19 protein-coding genes are annotated in these 21,314 nt (G+C 34.2%); 7 read left to right on the top strand and 12 right to left on the bottom strand.

Features of this window, described 5'->3' with window-relative positions; translation table 11 throughout:
* Positions 1-89 precede the first annotated feature (89 nt).
* From NQ163_RS13640 to NQ163_RS13665, 6 genes are all read right to left on the bottom strand, one after another.
* Positions 90-932 carry a hypothetical protein gene (locus NQ163_RS13640; RefSeq protein WP_268190862.1) on the bottom strand — a complete coding sequence of 281 codons (843 nt, stop codon included), beginning with the start codon at positions 930-932 and terminating at the stop codon, positions 90-92.
* 77 nt (positions 933-1,009) lie between these two features.
* Positions 1,010-1,561 carry a DUF4178 domain-containing protein gene (locus NQ163_RS13645; protein ID WP_110362141.1) on the bottom strand — a complete coding sequence of 184 codons (552 nt, stop codon included), beginning with the start codon at positions 1,559-1,561 and terminating at the stop codon, positions 1,010-1,012.
* Positions 1,562-1,693: 132 nt separating this feature from the next.
* Positions 1,694-2,398 (bottom strand): PspA/IM30 family protein, encoded by a 705-nt coding sequence (locus NQ163_RS13650; RefSeq protein ID WP_110362140.1) that lies wholly within the window; start codon positions 2,396-2,398, stop codon positions 1,694-1,696.
* Positions 2,399-2,419: 21 nt separating this feature from the next.
* Positions 2,420-2,815, bottom strand: coding sequence for a molecular chaperone Tir (locus NQ163_RS13655; RefSeq protein ID WP_120240907.1), 396 nt, complete (start codon positions 2,813-2,815; stop codon positions 2,420-2,422).
* A 330-nt stretch (positions 2,816-3,145) separates the two neighbouring features.
* The gene (locus NQ163_RS13660; protein WP_268190863.1) at positions 3,146-4,288 is read right to left on the bottom strand and encodes an acyltransferase family protein; all 1,143 of its coding nucleotides are present in this window, start codon (positions 4,286-4,288) and stop codon (positions 3,146-3,148) included.
* A gap of 136 nt (positions 4,289-4,424) precedes the next feature.
* Entirely contained in the window at positions 4,425-5,090 is a 666-nt protein-coding gene (locus NQ163_RS13665) for a helix-turn-helix domain-containing protein (RefSeq protein WP_268190864.1), read from the bottom strand.
* A gap of 840 nt (positions 5,091-5,930) precedes the next feature.
* Here NQ163_RS13665 and sucC point away from each other — a divergent pair.
* Together sucC and sucD are read left to right on the top strand one after the other, a co-directional pair.
* Positions 5,931-7,100: an ADP-forming succinate--CoA ligase subunit beta gene (gene sucC / locus NQ163_RS13670; protein WP_120240910.1), complete on the top strand. Its 1,170-nt coding sequence runs from the start codon at positions 5,931-5,933 to the stop codon at positions 7,098-7,100.
* Positions 7,100-7,975, top strand: a complete 876-nt coding sequence (gene sucD, locus NQ163_RS13675; protein ID WP_120240911.1) for a succinate--CoA ligase subunit alpha — start codon at positions 7,100-7,102, stop codon at positions 7,973-7,975. Before sucC ends, sucD begins: the two co-directional genes overlap by 1 nt.
* Before the next feature lie 47 nt (positions 7,976-8,022).
* On the opposite strand, the gene NQ163_RS13680 is transcribed toward sucD, so the two are convergent.
* Complete coding sequence (locus tag NQ163_RS13680; protein ID WP_268190865.1) at positions 8,023-9,177, bottom strand: Fic family protein; 1,155 nt, start codon at positions 9,175-9,177, stop codon at positions 8,023-8,025.
* A gap of 220 nt (positions 9,178-9,397) precedes the next feature.
* On the opposite strand from NQ163_RS13680, the gene NQ163_RS13685 reads away from it, so the two are divergent.
* The 3 genes from NQ163_RS13685 to NQ163_RS13695 all read left to right on the top strand — a co-directional run bounded on the left by NQ163_RS13685 (position 9,398) and on the right by NQ163_RS13695 (position 14,639).
* Positions 9,398-10,675 (top strand): OmpP1/FadL family transporter, encoded by a 1,278-nt coding sequence (locus NQ163_RS13685; protein WP_268190866.1) that lies wholly within the window; start codon positions 9,398-9,400, stop codon positions 10,673-10,675.
* A gap of 139 nt (positions 10,676-10,814) precedes the next feature.
* Positions 10,815-12,707: a tetratricopeptide repeat-containing sensor histidine kinase gene (locus NQ163_RS13690; RefSeq protein WP_268190867.1), complete on the top strand. Its 1,893-nt coding sequence runs from the start codon at positions 10,815-10,817 to the stop codon at positions 12,705-12,707.
* A 12-nt stretch (positions 12,708-12,719) separates the two neighbouring features.
* Positions 12,720-14,639, top strand: a complete 1,920-nt coding sequence (locus NQ163_RS13695; protein WP_268190868.1) for a tetratricopeptide repeat-containing sensor histidine kinase — start codon at positions 12,720-12,722, stop codon at positions 14,637-14,639.
* On the opposite strand, the gene NQ163_RS13700 is transcribed toward NQ163_RS13695, so the two are convergent.
* The 5 genes from NQ163_RS13700 to NQ163_RS13720 form a co-directional block, all read right to left on the bottom strand.
* A complete protein-coding gene (locus NQ163_RS13700; RefSeq protein WP_268190869.1) occupies positions 14,623-15,564 on the bottom strand; it encodes a mevalonate kinase family protein in 942 nt (313 codons plus the stop codon). The two genes, NQ163_RS13695 and NQ163_RS13700, sit on opposite strands and share 17 nt — an antisense overlap.
* On the bottom strand, positions 15,557-16,606 hold the full coding sequence (locus tag NQ163_RS13705; RefSeq protein WP_268190870.1) for a diphosphomevalonate/mevalonate 3,5-bisphosphate decarboxylase family protein: 1,050 nt from the start codon (positions 16,604-16,606) through the stop codon (positions 15,557-15,559). The genes NQ163_RS13700 and NQ163_RS13705 overlap by 8 nt, the downstream gene beginning before the upstream one ends.
* 14 nt (positions 16,607-16,620) lie before the next feature.
* Complete coding sequence (locus tag NQ163_RS13710) at positions 16,621-17,532, bottom strand: GYDIA family GHMP kinase (RefSeq protein ID WP_268190871.1); 912 nt, start codon at positions 17,530-17,532, stop codon at positions 16,621-16,623.
* A gap of 10 nt (positions 17,533-17,542) precedes the next feature.
* Positions 17,543-18,865, bottom strand: coding sequence for a hydroxymethylglutaryl-CoA reductase, degradative (locus NQ163_RS13715; protein WP_268190873.1), 1,323 nt, complete (start codon positions 18,863-18,865; stop codon positions 17,543-17,545).
* Positions 18,866-18,987: 122 nt separating this feature from the next.
* Positions 18,988-19,980 carry an isopentenyl-diphosphate delta-isomerase gene (locus NQ163_RS13720; protein ID WP_268190874.1) on the bottom strand — a complete coding sequence of 331 codons (993 nt, stop codon included), beginning with the start codon at positions 19,978-19,980 and terminating at the stop codon, positions 18,988-18,990.
* A 296-nt stretch (positions 19,981-20,276) separates the two neighbouring features.
* Here NQ163_RS13720 and NQ163_RS13725 point away from each other — a divergent pair, with 296 nt between their 5' ends.
* Together NQ163_RS13725 and NQ163_RS13730 are read left to right on the top strand one after the other, a co-directional pair.
* Positions 20,277-20,717, top strand: coding sequence for an NfeD family protein (locus tag NQ163_RS13725; protein ID WP_268190875.1), 441 nt, complete (start codon positions 20,277-20,279; stop codon positions 20,715-20,717).
* A 340-nt stretch (positions 20,718-21,057) separates the two neighbouring features.
* Positions 21,058-21,314 (top strand): hypothetical protein (locus NQ163_RS13730; protein WP_268190876.1); only part of this gene is annotated, 257 nt, incomplete at its 3' end.

Consider the following 21,314-nt stretch of genomic DNA (forward strand, 5'->3'; position numbering starts at 1 on the left):
TCCACAAAATCAACTTATACAATAAGTAATATATTTTGATCGTTTTGAAAAAAGCTTTTAGCTAACAGCTATTAGCCAATAGCTCAAAATTATTTTCCAAATCCACCACTGCGCGAGCGTGTAGAACGACTTGACTTGTATCTTGAAGAACTTCTGCTTGTTCTCTTATTTACAGTACTTGAAGATTTTGAACGAGTAGAGCTAAATCTGCCAGACTGACTAGACGAGCGACTTACCTTACTTCTTACGCGATCTTTAAATGTATTAGGTTTGCTTGCCCAAGTGCTACTCTTTCCTGATGTTGAAGATGTATAACTTTTGGTACCATAAACAGGACTTCCACCTCTTGGTCCGTAGTATCCTCTTGATCCACCATAGTATCCACCTCGGTTGTAATCGTCCCAATATGATCTACGGTATGTCATCATATTAAACATCGACGACATAAATGCATATTGCCCATAGAATGCCCAGAAAGAAGATCCTCCTCGATTTTCCCATCGTCCGTACTTCTCATTGCCCACATAATGGTTATAACCTGCTGGAACAGCTTGCTTGGTGAGCTTACCATCCTTTTTTGAGGCAATTTCCATTCCCATATCATTAATGTGTTGCGAGAAAAAAGTCTCACTCACTTCTCTCCATCCGGTTTTCTTCTCAAGAATGGTATCTGGTTTTTCTATCAATACCTGATACTGATGTCTGTAATCTTTTCCCGATTCACTTGCATCCATATCGAATAGAATGATGGAAAAATTTTGCTCTCCATTCAATTCTTTAATCAACTCATCAACCGGTGATTTTTGCCATGTTTTTGATACTTGAGAGCTTGATGATCGTTGGCGAGATGTAGAAGAATCGCAACTTCCACACGTTTTCACAATAAAAAACAATACGATGATCCCAAGTACAACTTTTGCTGTGCTATTCATTATAACTTCGTTTTTAATTACGCATTACGAAAGATCCATTACGATTGAAAAATCGTCGACCTTGTAATTCCTAATTATTAGTTCGTAATTTCTTTAGGTAAGATATTAGAGATTTCGAATTCTTTGATTCGTTTTCCTGCTGAGGCTTCAAATTCCTGTTCATCCCATTGTTCGATGCAAACAATGTATTCGCCCGTTTCATCTTCGTAATCCCATGAGATAAACTCAACCCATTCATCTCCTTTGGCTACATCATTATAGAATCCAGGTGATTCTTTTTCCATGAAATACTTTCTACCATCATATTCAAATGATGCAGGAGCTTTCTGATTGCCTAGTAATGACTCATGAACATCTGCTCCTAATTGACGAGTTTTTATTTTTTCTGAAACAGATAAATACAGTTCATCATCATCCTCAACTGACAAAAACCTGGTTTTTGTTCCATTAAAAATCTTGAATTCCTGGGTGAAAAAATTATCTCCCCAATCGTACTCAAAACAAGCTTGCACTTCCCAGCTTTCAAGATCGTATTCAAAAACAAAACCAACATCCAGGTCGGTTACCCGGATGTTGGTGCTATCGTACGAGGGCTGTTTTTTTCTTTTAAAAAAATCGGCTAATCCCATTTTTAATTTCGTTCAATTTGTAATACCGATTAGTAGCTAAACATCCACTCATTTCACTTTGTACATGATTGCATTATAGCTATCTATCGGCATTATTTGCGTTAATTTTGCATTTATAGTCAAATAAAACTACTATTCCTTATTCTTCATTTTAGCCTTTAACTCTTCCAAGGCATTCGAAGCTTTAACGTTTGTTTCATTTAAAGTTGCATCAATCTCGTCATCCAAACTTCTGTTTTCCACAGAAATTTCTCCATAAGCTTCAGCCATTGCTTCTTGCTGAGCAACTTTGTCTTTCATTTTTTCCAACATCGATACGGTTCCAGAGCTATCAATTCCAGAAAGTTGTTTGTTGATTTTTTGAGTTGCAGAACTTACACGAGCACGAGCCTTTAAAGTACGCAATTCATTCTCGTAGCGAGTAATCGTTGATTTCAACTTCTTCACATTGGCATCAAGCTGACTGATGTTCTGATCGAATCGAGTCACCTCTTCCTGAGCACGAGCTGCATTTGCAACTGCCTCTTCTTTTCTTGCCAATGCCTCTGTTGCCAAACGTTCGGCTTCTGCAACATCTAAATCACCCTTTTCAGCCTTTTGCAACAGAAGAATCGCTTTTTGCTCGTAATTCTGTCCCATCGACTTTTGTTCGTTCAATTCTCTCTTACTTCTAATCGCCAAAGCTTTTACTTCAGCCAAAGCTTGTAAGCTTTTATCCAAATCCTTTTTAAGATCTCTGATCCCTTGTTCGGTCATCTTAATAGGATCCTCTAATTTATCTATAGCGGCGTGAGCTTCTGCTTTACCCACATTAAATAGTCTGCTAAAAATTCCCATTTTATTTTAATGTTTTATCGTTTACAATTTTGAAAATGAAATAATCTCTTCCGAGTATTCACTCAGCAATAATTCCAATGAATTTAAAGTTGCTTCCAATTCATTTTGATCCAGATTTTCCAATTGAAGAGTATCGCGGAACAACACCTTTGTTCCAGTTTCGTCTAAAGTAAAAGCACCATGTACAATTTCCCTGTTCTTCATTAATAATGATTTAAAAATATCATCCTTATCACCACTAATTTCGAAAAGTAATCCTTCAATAATCAAAATCGGATCTTCACAATCAACAACCAAATTTGCAATTCCTCCTTCAGGATTTTCAACTACAAATAGTTCTTCTGCTAAATCTTCTTGTACAATGTTGTATTCTAAGTTCAATAGGTAATCTTTTACCTTGTTAAAGTATGTGCTCATTTTTTTATCAGTTTTAAAATTGAATTAATTAAAATTAGAACAATTTATTGGCTCTGAGAAAAATCCAGAATGGTATTTAAAGCTTCTGAATTAAAATTTATCATCTATGGCCACTAAATGATAAAATGGTTCTCATTTTTTCTGTTTGAGTTTGAAATTACAAAATAGAATGCGTTCAATCTCTATTTAATCGGGAGAATATTCAAAAAAATCGATAAATGGGAGTTTTTACATGTTTTCCTTTTTTAAAGTGATAAATCATTCCATAAAAAAGAAAAAGTCCACCCTATGAATGAACTTTATTCTGATTATTAAGTTGCTCTATTTTAATTAAACTCTCTTTAATTGCATTTGATCTTTCTTTTGCGGTTTAAGTCCAAACACAACTCTCATGAAATTAAACGGACGAATTAATAATAAATAAATACTAATACTTGTAGCAAAAGAAGCTACGGTAAGATAAAGAGCTTTAGCAACAATGTTCATCTCTATATCCTTAATGTAGAATCCAAACAATAAAATAATTGGCTGATGTAGCAAATAAAAAGGATAAATGGCCTCGTTTGCATGTTTACGAAATGGGGAATTGAATCGCATGTATCTACAGAAAAACCCTAAAACTGCAATCCCAGTAGACCAGGCAAGCATGATATCCATTGTTGCATGAAAATATCGGCATACTGTATCATTAACAATCAATCCGCCTCCAACTCTATAGCAAATATAAACAGAGGTAGCAACCAAAATATTCAGGTATCGCTGAGAGATAACACTTTTCGTCATTTCTTTGCTGTTGGCAAATAAATATCCATAAATAAAATAGAGAAAATACATGAACATATAAGCCCAATCATCAATAAATCCATGGGTACTATTGGGCCAAAATTGACGCAATATTAATTGAGAAATGAGAATTGGAATGACGAATAGAAGCATTCCTCCCTTTTTACATGCGATTCGATTAATAAAATTTAGAAAATTCTGAGATCCATTACTTCGTAGCCATTTAATAATTGGAATCGCAATCATGGAGAGGAAAAATAGATATAAAATAAACCACAAATGATGCCAGCTCATATTTCCCTCTGGATATACACCATCGAACACATGTGTATAAAAATTCCAAAGAGATGGATACTCGGTATATTTTTCGAGGTAAACCTGTATGGGAACCAAAGTAAATAACCCAAATAAGAAGGGTACCATCAATCGCTTGTTTCTTTCTTTCGCATATTTCAATATAGATCTTTTGCCCAGAGCCAAAAAAGTTCCAGCCCCGGATACAAAAAACAAGAGGGGCATTCGCCAACAATGAAGGAAGCCCATCAGTTCAACCAACTGTGGGTATTCAACATTGTTTTTCACATGCCAGTGCCAGGGATTAAAAAACATCCCAATATGGAAAAGAAATACACTTAAGATAAGTACAATTCTTAACCAATCAATTTCGTATCTTCTTTCTGATTTTTCCATTTTGATTCGATTTTACAATTTATCTATTGCTTTGAAACAAAGATCTGACAGAAGGAATCAAAATGACGAATCTGATTATAGGCAAGCCGTGTTTCCCGATAAGGTAACACATAACAACAATACATTTAATCTTGATTTACAGTGTATTCTTAAATTGAGTAGGTGTTTGTAAGGTGTACTTCTTAAATGCTTTATTGAATGAAGATTTTGAATTGTATCCCACTTTTTCAGCCAATTCCTCAATGGTAATATTTTGATTTTCATTCTGTAAAAGCAGTTCTTTTGCCTTTTCAACTCTTAACTCGGCCATCCATTCAAAGAAACTTTTTCCCAATCGTTCATTAATCACTTGCGAAACATGATGAGATACGCATCCAATCTTTTTGGAAAGGTTTGGAAGGGAGGCCATATTATTGGTAAAATATTCCTCATTTTGCATCATTTGATTCAATTGATCTAAAATTTTGTCTTTTTGAGATTCATTCAATGAAGACTTGGAATATTTCTCTGGAACTTTTGCAGTATTACTTTTCTTAAAAAAAAGAGAATCATTTACAACCTTGATACTGGCCAGGTAAATGATTAAGGTAATATAAGATGCTATAAAATGGTCACCCAAATCGCGCCCCAGCGTAGATTTGGTGACGATAAAAATGATAATCACCACAAAAAAATGAAGGCATAAATTTCGCAACCATCTTAATTGTTGATTTTTCAATTTCCAAAATTGCAGACTTTTGCTTTTTACCTCTTTTATGACTTCTCGAATGGAAAATCCCAAATAAACTACGAAGTGCAGCAATGTTAGTTGATTTATATGTGTTCGCAGTTGCAAAGGGTCATCACTAAATGTTTGCACAGCTTGGATTCTTTCCCAATCGGGATGATTTACCCAAACAAATGAATTGAATTTGAATTCATCGGTCTGTAAATAATAAAAAAAGGAGTAAAACACATAAAATGTAAAAAACGCAAAGTGCCAATAATCCCTTCGCTTGAAATTGGGCTTCAAACTATATTTTATATATAAATAGCAAATGGGCGCAATAGCAAAATTCAAGGGTTCGGAAAAATTATCGATAAAAATTACCCGAGTCATATAACCCGTATAATTCAACCAATGATCCAAAATCAAAAGGGAAAGACTGATTAATAAAAATCCATAGATACGATTAGATAAAAATTTGCGATTTTCTCTGTTTAGAAAAAAATAGGTTAGAAAAAGTCCTTGAAAGATCCCTAACAAGATCAAAAGTGAAAAAATATCTAAACGAATTTCAACTGGATACATACAGATTTGAATTTGCTATGAAGTTACTCTATTATTAATAAATATAGAAAGATTTACCGCGATCAAAACACATTGTCACAATCTATAAACTCATCGAAAAAGAATAACACTGTGCATTGTCTATGAATAACAATCACTTACATGATAATATAAATTAAAGATGCGAAAATCTTTAAATTTATGAGAAATCACCTTTTTATTCCATGCAGATATTTATATATTTAGGTTCATCTAAAAATTAAACATTTGTATTATTATTAACCGACTTGCCTAAATCTGTTCAAAATCAAGCAAAACAATACCAGCAGAACTTTTGCAGGTCATTCCAAGCCTAACAAAAAATTTTATAGAATGAAGATTCACGAATATCAAGCAAAAGAAATCTTACGCTCGTTTGGTGTTCCTGTTCCGGAAAGCAAAATCGCATTCTCGGTAAAGGAAGCTGAAGAGGCCGCAGCCGAAATTGGCTTGCCGGTAGTTGTTAAAGCTCAAATTCACGCCGGTGGTAGAGGAAAAGGTGGTGGAGTTAAATTTGCTCCAACCGCACAGGATGTTACTCGCTATGCGAACGACATTTTAGGAATGACTCTTGTCACTCACCAAACTGGTCCGGAAGGAAAACTGGTAAAAAAAGTTTTAATTGAAGCTGCTTCAAATATCGATCGCGAATTGTACGCAGGTATCGTTATGGACCGCGCTACTTCAGCTGTTACTTTTATGGTATCAACAGAAGGTGGAATGGAAATTGAAAAAGTAGCCGAAGAAACCCCTGAGAAAATTGTAAAAGTAGTAGTTGATACTGCTGTTGGTCTTCAGCCATTTCAAGCCAGACAAATGGCATTTGCACTAAATTTAACCGGTGATGCCTTTAAAAATGGTGTAAAGTTTTTAATGGCCCTTTACAAAGCCTATATGGGAACCGATGCATCTATTTTTGAGATCAATCCATTGGTTGTAACCAAGGAAGGGGCTGTAATTGCACTTGATGCCAAAGCAAATTTCGATGAAAATGCATTATATCGTCACAAAGACATTGTTGCACTTCGTGATTTGGACGAAGAAGAACCTCTAGAAATCGAAGCTGGAAGATCTGGTTTGAACTATATTAAACTAGAAGGTAATATTGGTTGTATGGTAAACGGTGCTGGATTGGCAATGGGAACCATGGACATCATTAAACTTACAGGTGGAGAACCTGCCAATTTCCTTGATGTTGGTGGTGGCGCATCTGCAGAAACTGTAGAGAAAGGTTTTAGAATCATTCTTTCGGATAAAAATGTTAAAGCAGTGCTTATTAATATATTTGGTGGAATTGTTCGTTGCGATCGTGTTGCCAAAGGTGTTATTGAAGCCATAAATAATATTGACACCAAAGTACCAATTGTGGTTCGCTTACAAGGAACCAATGCCGAAGAAGGTAAAAAACTTTTGGAGGAATCAGGAATGAATATTATTGCAGCTACAGAATTAAAAGATGCAGCTGAAAAAGTAGTAGGAACTCTTAAAACAATTGAAGCATAATGAGTGTATTAGTAGATAAAAATACAAAACTAGTGGTTCAGGGAATCACTGGTTCCGAAGGTGCGTTCCACACCCAACAAATGATTGAATATGGAACTAATGTAGTTGCAGGTGTTACTCCTGGCAAAGGAGGACAGTTATTTATGGATAAAATTCCGATTTACAACACCATGAAAGGTGCTGTTGAAAAAACCGGAGCCAATGCCTCTGTTATTTTCGTTCCACCTCCATTTGCAGGCGATGCAATTATGGAAGCGGCTGAAGCTGGTGTTGAGTTGGTAATTTGTATTACTGAAGGAATTCCTACATTTGATATGCTTAAAGTTCATGAGTTCCTTAAAAAATATCCAAAAACAACTTTGGTAGGTCCTAACTGTCCTGGTGTAATTACTCCTGGCGAAGCAAAAATCGGTATCATGCCTGGATTTATTCATAAACCTGGTACCATTGGTATTGTTTCTCGTTCGGGTACATTAACCTACGAAGCTGTGCACCAATTGGGCGAAGCAGGATTTGGACAATCAACAGCAATAGGTATTGGTGGTGATCCAATTATTGGAACCAAGCATATCGATGCAGTTAAATTGCTAAACGAAGATCCTAAAACAGAAGCCATTGTTTTAATTGGTGAAATTGGTGGTTCTGATGAAGAAACAGCTGCAGCTTACATTGCAGAGAATGTTGACAAACCAGTTGTTGCCTTTATTGCTGGACAAACTGCTCCTCCAGGTAAGAGAATGGGACATGCTGGAGCAATTATTGCGGGCGGGAAAGGTACTGCCGAAGAAAAAATGAAAGCTCTTGCTGCTGCAGGAATTCACGTAGTAAAATCTCCTGCTGAAATTGGCAAGAAAATGAAAGAAGTATTGGGTTAATCCCCTATAGATATTACAAAGCCGATTCTCAACTGAATCGGCTTTTTTTATAATTCAAATAATTGTAAATATTCCCACAAATAAAAAAGCCTATTCCTTCGTGCACCAACCAACTCTTTTACCAATCCAAGCTTCTCTAATTCTTTTATGAGCAAGTTGGCTGATTGAAAGCTTAATCCCAATTTCTCTTTAATATCATTTACCGATAAAAATGGTTTGGAATAGAATTCTGTAATCAATTGCTTGGCAGATTGATGCCTCTTCTTTCCCATATGCTCCTCAATCAACTTCTCATTTCTTTCAACCATTGCGTTGATATTGCCCAATATCTCCTTACTATATCGAGCCGATTCTTTAATTCCAGTTAAGAAAAAACGAATCCATTGTTCTATATCATTTTTCGATCGAATTAAATTTAATCGATGATAATATTCCAACCTATTGCGCTCAAAAAACACCGACAAGCAAAAAACGGGCTTGTGCACAAAGCTTAACTCCATCATTTCAAAAAGAATTAGGGTTCGCGCAGTTCTTCCATTACCATCGAGAAATGGGAGAATATTTTCGAATTGATATAAGGAAATTGCCATTTTGATTAACAATGGAAGCTCTAAACTGTCGTTACGCCAAAACTTTTTTGCATCGTTTATCAAAATTTTTAGTTCATGCTTATTGGGTGGAGAATATTTAAATCCAACATCGAACTTGTTGTCTTTCGAATTTACAAAAGGACGAATTTTCCCACCAAAATCTTCCAGTTGAGGTAAATCGGAACATAGTATTCTATGAGCTTCTTTAATTAATCTAACCGATAGAGGAAAACGTTTCAATTCCTTCACACCCCATTTTATCGCCTCGATATGATTGGTAATTTCTTTCTGCTCATAAATGCGTTTGAAACTTTTAGAGTTTTCTGGTACAAAAGCTTGTGGCAAGCTACATTTACTCCCTTCAATCATATTGGAAGCTACCGCCTCTTGTGCTACAAATAAAGGAATATATCGATTTATGTTCGGAAAAAACTTAGAGAATGCATTCAGTTCTCCCAATTCCAACATCGCTCTCTCTAACAGAATATTAATCTGCTTATCTTTCCATTCAAAGGAACGATTAATTAAGGAAGGAGTTACACTTCGGTAACCTTCTTTAAAGCTCTGATAGGTATAATTTCCAGTTGTATTTTTATTCAAGTTTCTAGTCATATAATTGAATAAAGGTATCTTATTCAGGATAAAAGTATTAAAATTTAATAAAAGACCATTCAAAATTACTCACTCCTTTTTCTTATCGACAGATCTAAATATTTGCATGATTTTGATTCTCTGACATTTACACATGATAACGTTCTGATCTTAATTGTTTTACTCTTGCAAGACAAAGTTTTTAATTTATATTCAGACCGAAATTTTAAAACATCAACTTATGATTAAAAGAATTTGTTTAGCCATAGCCATTATTGCAATGGCATACAACGTAAAAGCGGAAGGTTTTGCAGTGAATCTTCAAGGTGTCAAACAAACTGGTATGGGACATGTTGGTACTGCATTAAACTTTGATGCAAGTAGTATGCAATGGAACCCAGGTGCACTTGCAACTTTAGATAGCAAATACAGTTTCTCTTTAGGTGGATTTGGAACACTAACAAAGGCAGAGTACACAGGATTAAATGGTACAGAATCAACTGATAACCCAACAAATACACCCTTCTATTTTTATGGATCAATGAAAGTAAGCGATAAGTTTGCTGTTGGTCTTGGGGTATATACTCCATTTGGAAATACTATGGATTGGGGAGAAACATGGTCTGGAAGATATTTAATTCAAGACATTAGTATGAAGGGCATTTACATCCAACCAACAGTTTCTTATAAAATTAACGATTGGTTAAGCGTTGGTGCCGGTTTAAATATTGTTTATGGTGATGTTGAGTTAAACAGAGCAGTAAATGTAGGTCCACTTGTGGGATCTCCAACACCAGTAGATGGTTCTGTAGAAATTTCTGGTAACAACATTCAGTATGGTTATAACCTTGGTGTTTTTATCCAGCCCAACGATAAATTAAACATCGGTATCTCTTACAGATCACAAGTTGATGTAGATCTTTCGTATTCGGATGCTACAGCAGATTTCACTGTGATCGATCCAGTTTCTCCGTTATTCCCTGATGGTGGTGTTGCAGCTTCTTTGCCACTACCTGCAAGCTTTAACTTGGGTTTTGCTTATCAAATTAACGATAAATGGTTGGTTTCTGCAGATGTGAATTTCATCAAGTGGAGTGAGTATAAATCATTGGATTTCGATTTCGAAACAAACACAACGACAACGGTTAACACTCCTGGTGGACCAATGACAATTCCTGTATTAACTGATTCAGAAAGTACAAGAGATTGGGATAATTCCATGACCTGGAGATTTGGTACAAGATATACTGCAAACGAGAAATTGGATCTTTATGCAGGTTTATATTTCGACCAAACTCCAACTAATGACAAGTATTATACACCAGAAACTCCTGGTGCAAACAAAGTAGGTATATCATTGGGTTTCTCGTATAAACTTACCGATAAGCTAAGCCTTGATGCAACGGTTCTTTACAATGAAGGAGAAAAAGTTGATAGAATTGACAGCAATTCAGGCTTTGAAGGAGAGTACAAATACAAAGCCTGGTTACCAGGTGTTGGAATTACATACAATTTTTAATTCCATATTACAATGAATATTAAAAGCCTGATCGTTGATCAGGCTTTTTTATTACCATAAATCTATTTTTTGCTAAGCAGTTATCCGTTTTTCATCGAATATTCATATTTTGCAGTGATTTTCTATTAACGCTAAAAACATGAGACGCTTAACATTACTACTTCTTTTTACTATATCATCATTCTATTTACAGGCCAGAATTATTCTCAATGATATTCCTCAAACTGAAAAGGAAGTAAATCTACTTCTTGATCAAGCTAAGAGTTTAAGAAACTCCTCATATGATAGCTGCGCCTACATTGGAAGGAAAGCAATAAAATTAGCCAAATCTACCGACAAAGCAGAACTTATAGGCTTTGCTCATAAATCACAAGGAACAACATTTTTATATCAGGGATTATTTGACTCTGCATTTATTCATTACGATAAAGCAAAAGAACAGTTTGAAGCTATTAATGACAACTTAAATGTAGCCACATTGATTTCAAACAAAGGGATATTATATCGCAGGACAAATAAATATGATAAAGCACTACAACAATATTTAAAAGCTCTGAAAATATATGAAACTTTAAATTACTCGAAAGGCATTGCAGGTGCTTTTACAAATATTGGAGGCGTATATCAAACACTAGGAGATTTTAACAAAGCTCTAAAATTTTATCTTAAAGCAAAGGATATTTATTCAAAAACAGACGCAATAGAACGTTATTCAAGAGTTCTGACAAATATTGGTGTTATTAAATTCGAACAAGGTTTCATTGAAGAATCCTTAAACTATCAACTTGAAGCTTTAAGATTGAATGAAGAGGATGGAATGTTGCAGCATAAGGCAATTATTCAATTAAATATTGGAGAGTGCTATCAAGAAATGGACAAACCGCTTAAGGCTTTAGAGTATTTTAATAGATGTGAAGATATTAGGCTACAGCTTAATGACATTTGGGGAATTGGGAAATTATATATAAAAAAAGCCATTGTACTTCAAAAATTGGGTCAATTTAAAAATTCTGAAACCTACTTTAAAAAGGCAGAAACTTTTTGCAAAGAACAAAAATTATCTGAAGATTTAAGCGTAGCATATTATCACTATTCTAGCCTTCTTGAAAAATTGGAACGTCCGGAAATGGTCATCTCCTATTTAAAAAAATATTACTCCCTTAAAGATTCACTACAGGGAATAGTTAGAGATGAACAATTAGCAGAAATAACAGCCAAGTTTGAATCGGAACAGAAAAAGAAAGAATTTGAACTACTCGAACAGCGCACCCAGATTCAAAAGCTTGAGTTAGGTCAGAAAAATGCCTGGATTATTGTCCTGATAGTTGTAATGATTCTTGGTGTTGTAGCAGTTTTGGTTTCGCTTAGAATTAATCGCTTAAGTGCTGATCACAAAATCATGAATTTACGTCAAAAAGTCCTGCTATCTCAAATGAATCCGCACTTTCTATTCAATTCTTTAACTGCAATTCAAAGTTTTATCTTAGACGAAAAAAATGATGATGCCAACAAGTACCTTTCAAGATTGGCGAGTTTGGTACGTAGAATTCTTGAAAATTCAAGAGAAGAATTTGTCTCATTACGAACTGAATTAAGAACACTAGAAGAATATATAGGATTGCAAAAACTGAGATTTGAAAATGATATTGCATATAATTTCGAAATTGATGCAAGCTTGGATCAAGATGAAGTAATGGTGCCTCCAATGCTAGCACAACCCTTTATCGAAAATGCTTTAATCCATGGAAAATTGAGAAATAATCCTGATGCTTGCATTAATGTAAAAGTCTCTAAGACAGAAGATGAAGAATCAATAAGATTTAGTATTATTGATAACGGAATTGGGATAGAAGAAGCCAAAAAACAATCAGAACAAAAAAATCATAAATCATTGGCTACTTCAATTGCTCTTGATCGTGTAAAAATTTACAATTTTAGATCTTCGAAAAAGATGAATTTTGAAATCGTTGATTTAATTAATCATGGTGAAAATGGAACTAAGGTTACCTACTCTATTCCTTTAATCAAATAAGCTGAATGAATCATGTTAAAAATAATATCAACAGTTGCATTTATATTAATATCCTATACGTCATTTTGTTCTTTTAATAAAAATGATAGGACAAATGGCAAAAACTTGCAGGAACGAATCACAACTTATCTCGATTCATCATCGTCACTATTAAGAAATAATTCGTTAACTAAAAGCATAGAAATTTGTAACGAAGCAATCTTATTAGCCGAAGAAACAGAAGATCCTGTATTCTTATCAAAAGCTTATAAACGTCAAGGCATAAACTATTTTTATTCAGGTAATATCGACTCGTCTTTTCATTACTACAATAAAGCTATCCCTCAATTCGAGGCTCTTGGCTCTAAAGTAGATGTTGGAAAGGTTATTGGAAATATCGGGCTCTTATATAAAAGCCAAGGACAATACGATAAAGCACTTGAATTTTATCTTGAAAACCTGCAAATATACAGAGAGGTAAAATATGACAAAGGTTTAGGAAGTGTTTACAATAACTTAGGTAATCTACATCAATTAATCAAGAACTTAGAATATGCAGAAGATTACTACATGTTGGCTTTAAAAAACTTTCAAAAGCATAGTAATTCATTAGAAGTTGCAAAAGCTTATTGTAATTTAGGTGCTATTTGTGAAAAACTGGAGGAATATTCGAAAGGGCTTGAATATTATGAAATGGCACTAAATGAAAATGCTAAAATCAATAATAAACTTCTTGATTCTAAGTTGTATTTCAATATTGGATACTTGTATCAGTCCAATAAACAGCTTGATTCCGCATTGGTATATTTACAGAAATCGGAAAAACTTCGAACTGAACTTGAAAATTTTTCCGGGCTTGTAAATGTAAAGTTACAACTTGGCTCTGCCTATTTCGAATTGACGAATTATACCTTAAGCGAAAAATACTTACTGGAGGCATTTGATCTCGCAAAAAGATTAGAAAATCATCTTCTATTACCTGATATCCTTTTTCAGTTATCATCGTTGTATAAAGATCAGAAGCAATTTAAACAAGCTTATGATTATCAATCTAAGGGAGTTCAGTTAAAAGACTCCTTAAATACAATAAGCATTGAAAATAAATTTGCTGAATTAGCTGCTACCTATGAAAGTGAAAAGAAAAAGCAGGAATTTGAACTATTGCAGCAACGCACACAAATTCAAAATCTTGAATTGGGACAAAAAAATGCTTGGATTATTGTTTTATTAGTGGTCATGCTTCTTGGTGTTGTTGCCGTTTTGGTTTCGCTTAGAATTAACCGTATGAGAGCAGATCATAAAATCATGGATCTGCGTCAGAAAGTATTACTAACACAAATGAATCCACACTTTTTATTCAACTCCTTAACAGCAATTCAAAGTTTTATTTTAGACGAAAAGAATGATGATGCTAACAATTACCTTTCGAGATTAGCAAGTTTGGTCCGTGGAATTTTAGAGAACTCCAGGGAAGAATTCGTCTCCCTGCGAACAGAAATACAAACATTAGAAGATTATATCGGACTGCAGAAACTAAGGTTCGAAAATGACATTGCTTATCATTTTGAAATTGATGCTACTCTGAATCAAGATGAAGTAATGGTTCCACCAATGCTGGCACAACCATTTATCGAAAATGCTCTTATTCATGGAAAACTTCGAAATAATCCTGAAGCATGCATAATTGTGCAAGTAAGCAAAACAAAAGATCACCAATCCATAAAATTTGACATTATTGACAATGGAATTGGAATAGAAGAAGCTAAGAAACAATTCACTCAAACGAATCATAAATCATTGGCTACTTCTATCGCTTTAGATAGAGTGAAAATCTACAATTTTAAATCATCAAAAAAGATGAATTTTGAAATTGTAGATTTGAAAAGTATTAACCAAAACAAATCAGGAACCAAGGTAAGCTATAGTATTCCAATACTTACCCCATCGAAGTAGAAGTAATTCGGAGATAAGAGAATTCCATTTTCGATAAGAATTTTTCAGTTTCCTTCATGTTTCTTGTAAAACCAAGAAGGTAACCACCACCTCCTGAACCACATAATTTCAACCAGAATTTATTAGAGTCCAGGCCTGTTTTCCACAATGTCCTATAAGCATGTGGAATCTTATTTGTAAAGTTTTGATATTGAAATGATGAAAGGCTTTGTATGGATTCAAAAAAACTGTCAATATCATTATTGCAAAAAGAATTGATACATTGTTGAGTAACTGGTATCAGTTGTTCAACAATTTTATTTCGAAAATCAATCGATTCACATTTCAATAGAAAATTATTTACCAAAGGAGCTGTATCGCCTTTTTGTTGGGTATCAATTAAAAATACCGCAGCATTTTCAAAAAAATTATCCAACTGCAAATTCACAAGTTCAAGCTTGTCATTTCCTGAAACCAATATTGGTTTATTCACATATGAAATCAATGGATCTAAGCCAGAACTTTTACCATGAAATCCTGATTCAAGCATGGATAAACTTTGCTTTAAATCTGTTAAGTTAGCTTCATTGCATTCCTTCATATTCCCATACCGCTTGTAGATTGCGGCACACAATGCACCAGAACTTCCCACACCATAACTTATTGGAATTGAAGAATCAAAAAATAAACCTGACTTGAGATCATTTTCCAAATCCGATAAGTTCAAAATAGAATCGAAAACATCAGAATTGGAAAGAAGGTATCTGAAATACTTCTTTAGCTCTGAATTCGATTTTTTCTCTGTTTCAGATTTATTTGAACTCATGAAAGCAAAATTGGCCTTAAACATTTTGAAAGGTATGCTTAACGCCATAGAACCCAACAACACCGAATATTCTCCAAACAGAAGAAGTTTCCCATGAAACAATTCACACTCTTTATTCACCACCGGAAATATTTATTTGTTTGGGACCGAAGCCTGTTTCATCCTTAAGATATCTCCCATCTTCAAGCAATTCCTTTAATTGTTTACTTACAAAAGCATCAACTTTTACACTGTCTTTTTTAGGAAACATCAAGTGAATATTCGGACCAGCATCCAAAGTAAACCCTACAGGAATTTGGGTTTCATTTCTGAATTCACGAATTAATTCAATTGCTTCCAAAGTATTAGGTTTCATCAAGGTAAATGAAGGTGTAGAATTCATCATTAAACCATGCAAACTTAATGCTTCATTTTCAACAACTTCTATAAAATCATCCAAATCGCCACTACGCAAAATGCCAAGCATTCGCTCAAAGTTTGAATTGGCCTGATCATATCTGGCTTGAGCAAATGGATGATTCTTCATCAATCCATGTCCTGCAGAACTTGAAACTTTTTTCTTTTTAGAACTTACCAATAAAATATAATCCTGGTAATCTTTAAATATTGGATGAATGTATTTTGCAAAAGGAGTTGCAAAATCATTGGAGGCTTTCGAGAATGCACTGCTCTTGCCCCATGTTGCATAGGATTCATAAATCGATCGTGAAGCACTACCCGATCCCAAACGAGCAAGAAAACTCGCTTTTTGCAAAAATTCATCCCGCTCCAATTTCTTTCCTGTAATCAATTCTTCCATACTACAAATGCACAAAGCAAGAGCACTCATGGCCGACGCAGAGCTGGCAATTCCTGTAGAATGAGGAAAAGTATTTTCTGATGTGATAGAATACGAGTACTGGCTTAAAAGTGGTAATTCCTCATTTAATCCTTCAAAAAGAGTTTCAATCCTTTTGGCAAAATCAAGATTTTCTTTTCCTTCAAATTCAAAATTTATCCACTTCTCTTTTCTTTCCGAAAATGACAATTGAGTTCTACTTACCGCATTCTTCAAAGTCATGCTTACGGATGGATTACAAGGGTACTGTCTGCCCATTTTTCCCCAATATTTTATCAATGCAATATTTGAAGGGCTCTCCCAAGCCACAGTTCCTTTCTTCATTCGCTTATCAATTGTTAACTCAAGATAATATCATCCCAAGCAAATATTGTAGTTAATCCTTTCTCATAAAAGTAGCGGTACACTTCTCGCTTTCCTAAATCTGATCGAACCAAAATAAAGTCTCCACCCCATGCTCCTAATGACTTAATACTTCCTTCAAAATCAGGAAAATTTTTAGCCTTTACAGGATCTATATGGAGTACTTCTGCAATAAACCTTTCATGTTCAGAAATTAAAGCATCAAATTCCATGGAATTTTCACTTTGTAACAACTTTTTACTCAGCAGTGATATGCTTTCAACCTGCGTTTTTGTTACTGGATTTCCATTCAAATATTTCTTTACACTTTCTTCGCTATTCTGCTTGTTTCCCAAGTATACAAAGAAAAGCTGATCTGAAAAATCAGGTTCAAACCTTATCGGATATATCATGGGATGAGATTCATTTCTACGAAATAAAATGGGCAAACAATAATTTGCACAAGCTATATCATATCCAGATCCATTTGACACCAAAGCATGTAGTTCATAAGGATTCACATCTGCCCATTGAGCAATGTTATTTATCAAACTTGAACTACTTCCTAACCCCCAATTTCTATCAAAATTGATTTCCGTTTTAACCTTTAATGATAGATTTGGCAAAAAATCGGGATTTAATTTTTTTGCCTGATTCAATATAAAACATACAAAATCCTTCTCAGAAGTTCCCTTATTTTCAGCAATTAAAATATCCTTTTCAGAGATTGAGAATTGCAACCAGGGTTGAGCTCTATCCAATGCGATCCAATCCAATAGAATTCTATCCGATTCATAAATTTCCATCAATTGACCAAATCGAAGAGGTATAGCCAACGACAAAGCGCCATGCAGTACCAAATACTCTCCGGTAATTAGAAATTTAGCATTTGAATAATATTTTTTCAATGGAGTCAAACTATCGCAACTTGGTTCTAATTGATTTGATAAATGATTCTACCTCGCTATAAGATACAGTTTTATGAGCAAAATATTCCAAAGCTTGTTTCTTTTCCTCATAATCGGCTTTCAATGCATTTAAAAGATTCGATAAGTGCATTTTCATATGGCCATACTGTATCCCAGTGGTAACCAAGGACCTTAAAGCGCCAAAATTATTCGCCAATCCAGCCGTAGCTGTAATCATCATTAATTCTTTTGCAGAAGGTTTTCCAAGTAATTCCAAACCAAATTTAGCCAAAGGATGCAAACTGGTAAGTCCACCAACCGTTCCTAAAGAAAGAGGTATGGTTAGTTTGTATTTAAATCGATTATTTGATACGGAAGCATGAGTAAGGCTTTTGTATTTACCTGATTTAGCTGCCCAAACATGACCGTTAGCTTCAATTGCTCGGAAATCATTCCCCGTTGCTAATGCTACGGCATCAATCCCATTAAATATTCCTTTATTGTGCGTTGCAGCTCTAAAAACATCTACTTCGGCAATTTTTGAAGCTTTTGAAAATTTCTCCGCAAACTCTTTACCACTCATTCCTGGCTCAATATTATCAAGCTCGCGTATATCACACTCCACCCAACTTTCAACAAGACAATCAGGAGTGTAATTGGATAAGATAGACATGATAATTTCACATTCACGCTCAATATCATCTAGATCCTGATAATATTTAAAGAACTTCTTCATGGTTTGAGCCATCTGCTCCAGGCAAGAATTTATAAAGTTTGCTCCCATGGAATCTACAGTATCAAAATCAACATGCAATTGGTAATAATTTTCCATCTCATGCGATAAATCTACCAATCGTATATTTTGGATACCACCACCTCGCTGGCGCATATTTCGCGTCAACTCCTTGGTTGTCCGATAAAGTTCATATTTCAACTCAGGTAATAAATCTAACAATCTTACTTTTTCCCCTTTCCATAAGAAATGCACTTGTCCGGATTTTACCACAGAAATAACTCGTGCATGAAAACCTCCATGATTTGCCCAAAACTTGGCAGATCGAGAAGCAGCTGCAATAACAGAACTCTCCTCGATAACCATAGGAATATGATACAAATTCTTATTAATTAGAAAGTTTGGTGCAACACCAAAAGGCAAATAAAAATTAGAAAGTGTATTTTCGCTTATCTCATCCAACAGATCCTGTTGTTCCTTATTCTGTAGTCGAAAACTATCTAGTTTTGATTTAATCTTATCAGCGCTATCAGTAAGAGCAGCAACTTTTTCTTCTCGAGAAAGTTTTGAAAAACCTGATATTATCGATTTTCGCTTCATAAATTAATATTTAATTCCTGCAATAAAGGAAAATTCAGCAAATAATAAAATACTTACAGGTCCTAAATTACATTTTTTATTCAGCGAAGCCAAATCAGTTTAAAAAAAATACATCCATGCAATTACTTTAGTCTTAAAAATGCATTTGCAATTTTTAAACCTTCAACTTGGGTTTGAAGATAATTTTGCAGATCAGAATACGAACCTTGCGCATATTTTAGCAATTCAGACGCTTGTCCATATATTGACGGTAGCTTACTTTTCTGTGTCAGATAATAACCTTCAATAAAACCATGTATCCCACCTGAAATAATTAATTCTTTGCATTTTATATGCTTGTTGCTTTCAACAATGGCATTGGTCCATTCCAACATCTGATCAGCAGTATGACCAATTTTTGCCAAAGGGTCATACAGTTGTATCAGATTATCAGGATTTCTCATCATTTCAATCTTGGCGAAATTGGTTCCTCCAAAGGCAGCAAACTCAAGAGCTTGCAAGGGCAATTGTAAAAGTTGATTTAAGCTATCAGGTCCGAATCCTTGTCCAACTTCCTTTACAATCACTGGATATTCAGCATCTTTCAACAAATCTTTTATAGTTTCTATCGGTGACCTTAAAATTAAATCACCCTCGGGTTGAAGCCATTCCTGCATTGGGTTCACATGAATGATTATTCCATCTGCCTGAAGCTTTTTAACCAGATTAGAAATTTTAGGTAATTCATTATTTTGTATTAACTCCTCAATTTGACAAATGCCTAAATTAGCGTATAATGGCAATTCGGATCCCATTATGTGTCTTACATCAAAATCTGCAAGATATTTATCATCCTCCAATAACAACCTACAAGAACCTAATCCCATTCCCATACCAAATTCTGCACAAGCTTTTGCAAGATTCGAATTGATTTTTCCAGCAAGTTTAGTACCTCCTGTCATACTCGAAACCCAAATTGGTGTACGAATTTCCTTTCCTAAAAAAGTAAACGGTTTCAGTTCCTTTTGCGGATGAGTGTTTATGAATGGCTCATAGTAAAACCTATCATCAACAAAACTTTTTTCAATTTGAGAACGAAAAGCCAATTCTATATGATCCCTTTTTCTATCGGTCATTATTTGTCAAATGTTACAGTTGTCAATATTAATCCCATCAGTATAAGTTCCCCTACCGAATCTTACTTACACGAAGTAAACACATAATTTTATACTTCATCGAAAGGTAAATCTACACAAAATTAGCTCAAATTTAAATCTATTTTGAATCATTCTTAATAAAACAGAAGCCCACACACCTTCATTTAGTTGATTTTAAACACATTAACGCCAACTCTACTAACTTGACAGTTTTGGCACTAGGATCATATTTAAAGTTGTCATAATTTTACTATTCTGTGTAAAAACATATCACTATGGAACTAGAAATATGGCATTTATGGATGCTACTGTCAATAGGTTTATTTGTCGTTGAAATTGTTACTTCCACATTTTCTTCTCTGTGCTTTGGCATCGGATCACTTAGTGCTGGTGTATTGGCTTACGCCAATTATCCCATATCAATTCAACTGGTAGTATTCTTAACCCTTTCTATAATCACCCTACTGATTCTTAAGCCCTTTCTCAAGCAAAAATTAATCAGTAAAAAAGGAGTACATCTTTCTATCGATACAGATTATATTGGAAGAGAAGCCTATGTTATAGAAGAAATTAATCCGCATAAAAAAAAAGGAAAAGTTATTATCGCTGGCACAGGTAAAAAAGCCACAACCCTATCTGGAGAAATAATTCCTAAAGGTGCTTTTGTTCAAATATTGGATTCAAGTGAAGTAGAATTAACCGTAAAGGAAATATAAAAATCAAGCCTAAAACCAACAGTAAAACAACTTAAGCCAAACATTCAGCTAAATTCACTTCCCCGCTAAAAAACTACTAACAAACTCATTATTAAATATATTTATTTAATCAAATTCTTAATTTAAATATAGAATTGATATAAATTAAAAGGCCATTTAATTAAGGAAATTGTTTCTTCTCCCCATTCTAACAGTGTTTTTATAACAAATAAATATTTACATTCTTTATTTTATTGGTTTAATAGCTTTTATGATTATGATTTATTTTTTGTAAAAATTAAAACCTTTAAAATTATTATCATATATTTACAAATGTGCTAAATCACTAAGCCCTAACAACATGCACCTTACTACCATAATTAAACTATTAAAGATCATCTTTGTACTTTTGATCCTAATAAATTCGTGTACTGAAAAGTATTTTCCAAATATTGATTCAACAGCTGGAATTCTTGTTGTGGATGGTAGAATAATTAATGATCAAGCTCAATTTGAAGTTAATTTATTTAGAAGTGTTGAAATTAATTCACATGATTCCTTATTGTTCGAAACAGGAGCACAAATAATTACCCATTGCGATGATGGAACATCTGTCCT

The sequence above is a fragment of the Marinifilum sp. D737 genome (assembly GCF_026672275.1).
Taxonomy (GTDB): domain Bacteria; phylum Bacteroidota; class Bacteroidia; order Bacteroidales; family Marinifilaceae; genus Marinifilum.